The organism is Acinetobacter sp. HR7, from assembly GCF_000773685.1.
GTDB lineage: Bacteria > Pseudomonadota > Gammaproteobacteria > Pseudomonadales > Moraxellaceae > Acinetobacter > Acinetobacter thermotolerans.
In genome coordinates, this window is sequence record NZ_JPQO01000107.1 from 1 (window position 1) to 1,141 (window position 1,141).

The 1,141-nt window shown below is 35.7% G+C and carries 2 protein-coding genes; both read left to right on the forward strand.

What is annotated here, in order from left to right; translation table 11 throughout:
* Positions 1-86: 86 nt before the first annotated feature.
* Positions 87-704, forward strand: coding sequence for a lysophospholipid acyltransferase family protein (locus tag GW12_RS05750; protein WP_227504132.1), 618 nt, complete (start codon positions 87-89; stop codon positions 702-704).
* A 108-nt stretch (positions 705-812) separates the two neighbouring features.
* Positions 813-1,031 carry a hypothetical protein gene (locus tag GW12_RS05755; protein ID WP_034584664.1) on the forward strand — a complete coding sequence of 73 codons (219 nt, stop codon included), beginning with the start codon at positions 813-815 and terminating at the stop codon, positions 1,029-1,031.
* The last annotated feature ends 110 nt before the right edge of the window (positions 1,032-1,141 follow it).

Below are 1,141 nucleotides of genomic sequence, written 5' to 3' on the forward strand. Positions count from 1 at the left end.
TTTCGGGGGTATAGTTTGGTTTTTTCATCGGAATAGTCTCTCAGAATATTGACTCTCCGACAAACCCGGTACGGTTCAATAAGAATATGCACCGTATCAACCAAATTCATGGAATTAAGCATTTAGAGCATGCCCTGAATGCAAAAAAAGGCGTGATTGTTGTCGTTCCGCATTTTGGAAGCTGGGAGTTACTCAATGCATGGCTGTGCACGCAAACACAACCTATGATTATGTATAAACCAAATAAAAATAAAGATTTAAATCGTTATATTCTAGAAGCTCGTCAAAAAACCAATGCTATTTTAGTTCCAATTGATGAAACTGGTATACGAGCAATCTATAAGCATCTAAAACAAGGTGGCCTTACAGTTATTTTGCCCGACCATCTTCCTAAACCTTCTGGCGGTATTTATGCCAATTTCTTTAATCAGAATGTTTTATCCGGCACTATTGTGCCGAAGTTGGCTCAAAAAACACAATGTAATGTCGTAGGGATCAGTTGTATTCGTACCAATCAAGATAGTTATTTTGATATTTACTGTACTTCCGTATCAAGTGAAATTAGCTCTAAAGATGTACCAACTGGTGTCCTATGCTTGAACCAACACATGGAACAGATGATTGCCTCTGCACCTGCACAATATATTTGGTCATATAAACGTTTTCGTAACTGTTACGGCAACTACAATCCTTATAATGGTTAAATACCTGTAACGTTATTTTCTTGCTCAGGATAAAAACTGAATAAATTGAGCTTCTAGCTCTAAAATGGCATAATCTGGATAGTTCTTTTTATATGTGGATTTTCTCCCATGGCAATGCGTCCTGCTGTCCGTAATCGTGGCATCATGCTGATTGTATTTTCAGTCGTACAATGGCTGTTTATGCGTTATATCCTTGCCAACAACCTCTTCCATTTAACTACTAATGACCGTATCGTCTACTTTTGTTTAAGTAGTATTATTGGTGCATTCCTGATTTTCGCCGGATTGATTTATATGGTTTTGAAGGGGAATCCTGAAAAAGATTAATTTGTACAGGCTTTGTTGCACAAAGATTTCATAACTATATGATTTTAAAAGTTTTGATTATTTTTTGATCCAAAATTAAATTTATTTAAATCAGATGCTTACATATTTAT